The following is a 2,608-nucleotide window of genomic DNA, read 5'->3' on the forward strand; positions in this document are numbered from 1 at the left end:
CAAATACTATACGACGCCGCTTGCGCTGGTCGCGCCGAAGGACAGCGAACTGACCTCGACCGACCCGGCGGCGCTCGCCGGCAAGACGGTGGGCGCCCAGGCATCGACCACCCAGGCCGACTTCGCCCAGGACGTCTACGGCAAGGCCGGCGCCGAAGCCAAGCTCTATCCGACCCAGGAAGAGGCGATCACCGATCTCCAGAACGGCCGGCTCGATGCCGTCATCTCCGACAAGTTCGTGCTGGTGGACTGGCTGAAGAAGTCGAGCGACGGCTGCTGCAAGCTGGTCGGCGACGTCAAGGGCACCGAGACGGAAGCCGGCATCGCCGTGCGCCTCGAGGACACTGCGCTGCGCGACAAGCTCAACGCGGCGATAGACGCCATCGTCGCCGACGGCACCTACAAGAAGATCCAGGCCAAGTATTTCGACTTCGATATCTATTGAGCGGCTGAAGCTGCCAATCTCCCCCCTTGTGGGGGAGATGCCCGGCAGGGCAGAGGGGGCGCGAAGGATCGCCAACCTCTGCTGTATCCAAGAAGACAGTCCGCAGGCAGAGCCGGTTGGATTGCGAACGCTGGCGGGACAGCGCCCCACTGGCCTGCCGGCCATCTCCCCCACGAGGGGGGAGATCACGCTTTCACCTCAAAGCGCCTTCACCGCCACCTTCACCGGCTTCTCGATTTCCAGCGGGTTGCGCAGCGGCAGGCCGAAATCGCTCGCCTCGATCTCGAAAGTATCGCCCGCCTCGGTCTTGACGCCGTCGGCGAAGGAGAGCGTCGCGGTGCCGAACATGTGCACATGCACGTCGCCCGGCTGGCGGAAGGCCGAGTATTTGAAGTGGTGATGCTCGAGATTGGCGATGGTGTGCGACATGTTCGCCTCGCCCGACAGGAACGGCTTTTCCCAGAGCAGCTTGCCGTCGCGCCAGATGCGCGATGAGCCCCTGATGTCCGCCGGCAGGTCGCCGATCAGGATCTCCGGTCCGAACGAGGCGTTGCGCAGCTTGGAGTGCGCGAGGAACAGGTAGTTCACGCGTTCGGTGACGTGGTCGGAAAATTCGTTCGACAAAGTGAAGCCGACGCGGAACGGCGCGCCGTCGTCGCCGATGACGTAGATGCCGGCGATCTCCGGCTCCTCGCCGGCGTCCTGCGCGAAGGCGGGCGACATCAGCGCGGCGCCCGGCGCCACCGCCATCGTGCCGTTGCCCTTGTAGAACCATTCCGGCTGCACGCCGACCTGGCCTTTCGCCGGCTTGCCGCCTTCCAGTCCCATGCGGAACATCTTCATGGAATCGGTGAGCTGCTCCGCGCCGTCGCTGCTCAGCTTCTTGTGCATGGAATCGCGGGTCGCGGCGGAGCCGAGATGCGTCAGGCCGGTGCCGGTGAGATGCAGATGCGCCGGATCCGGATGATTGATCGGCGACACCACCCGGCCTTTCTTGTAGGCGGCGTCGAGGTCGATGGTTTCGCCAAGACCCTTGCGCTCGATCAGCGCCACGAGGCCGGTGCCGGTGCGCGCCGCCTCCATCGCCAGCGAATAGACGCTGCGAGCGCCGTTGATGATCCGGGTCTTGCCGCCGTTGCGGGCGACGACGCGGATCGTCTCGGCGTCGTCGAGGATCTGGGAGATCAGCATGATGAACCCTCTCTCTTTTGCCTTGGCCCGGCCGCCGATCGGCAGACCTTGACCGTCGCGGCCCGGAACGGTTCCGCGCCACGGTTGAAACTGTTCGTCCGGATTGCGCTCGCGAGCCCCGGTCCTCAGGGACTTCTTGGCGCCGGCGGGTTGCCGGCAGCATCGCGATCTAGACCCGTATGCCTCCTGCCTTCCTCGCCTGGAGCGGTCCGGCCTTGAGCTGCCGACCCGCTCCCAATATTTTGTCTCTGCGCAATCCCGAGGGAAAACCGCTATGCGCTTTTCCCGGAATTGCTCCTGTCAGGCCTTGTTCTTGTTGTAGACGTCGAAGATCACGGCGCCGAGCAGCACCAGGCCCTTGACCACCTGCTGCCAGTCGACATTGACGCCCATGATCGACATGCCGTTGTTCATGACGCCCATGATGAAGCCGCCGACCACGGCGCCGATGACCTGTCCGACGCCACCCATCGCCGAGGCGCCGCCGATGAAGACGGCCGCGATGACGTCGAGCTCGCTGCCGAGGCCGGCGGCGGGCACCGCCTGGCCGAGGCGCGCCGCGATGATCAGGCCGCCGAGCGCCGACAGCACGCCCATGTTGATGAACACCAGCAGCGTCAGCCGCTCGGTGTTGATGCCCGAGAGCTGCGCCGCCTTGGCGTTGCCGCCCATCGCATAGATGCGGCGGCCGATGGTCATGCGCTTGGTGACGAAGACGAACAGCGAGATCAGCACGCCCATCACCAGCAGCACCACCGGCAGGCCCCTGTAGCTCGCGAACTGGACGACCAGGAACAGCGCCAGCGCGCTGCCGACCAGCGTCTTGATGACGAACAGCGGGAAGGGCTCGGCCTCATAGCCGTGGCGCTCACGCTTGCGGCGGGCCCGCAGCCCGAAATAGGCATAGGCGAGCACCGCGATCAGTCCGAGCACGATCGTCGTCATGTGCAGCGTAAGGCCGCTGCCGAGGAT

2 protein-coding genes and 1 pseudogene are annotated in these 2,608 nt (G+C 65.6%); 1 reads left to right on the forward strand and 2 read right to left on the reverse strand.

Features of this window, described 5'->3' with window-relative positions:
- The coding region (locus EN738_RS33310) for a transporter substrate-binding domain-containing protein (protein ID WP_127287256.1) at positions 1-445 on the forward strand (445 nt) is incomplete at its 5' end.
- A gap of 198 nt (positions 446-643) precedes the next feature.
- Here EN738_RS33310 and araD1 read toward each other — a convergent pair.
- Both araD1 and EN738_RS33320 read right to left on the reverse strand, forming a co-directional pair.
- Positions 644-1,636 (reverse strand): AraD1 family protein, encoded by a 993-nt coding sequence (gene araD1, locus EN738_RS33315; protein ID WP_127287257.1) that lies wholly within the window; start codon positions 1,634-1,636, stop codon positions 644-646.
- Positions 1,637-1,936: 300 nt separating this feature from the next.
- Positions 1,937-2,608 (reverse strand): annotated as a pseudogene (locus tag EN738_RS33320) (sugar ABC transporter permease); the annotation flags it as partial.

The organism is Mesorhizobium sp. M4B.F.Ca.ET.017.02.2.1 (assembly GCF_003998955.1).
GTDB lineage: Bacteria > Pseudomonadota > Alphaproteobacteria > Rhizobiales > Rhizobiaceae > Mesorhizobium > Mesorhizobium abyssinicae.

Bases quoted from the DNA above. Each gene is read 5' to 3' on its own strand.
- araD1 (WP_127287257.1), bottom strand. From the start codon at position 1,636: ATGCTGATCTCCCAGATCCTCGACGACGCCGAGACGATCCGCGTCGTC.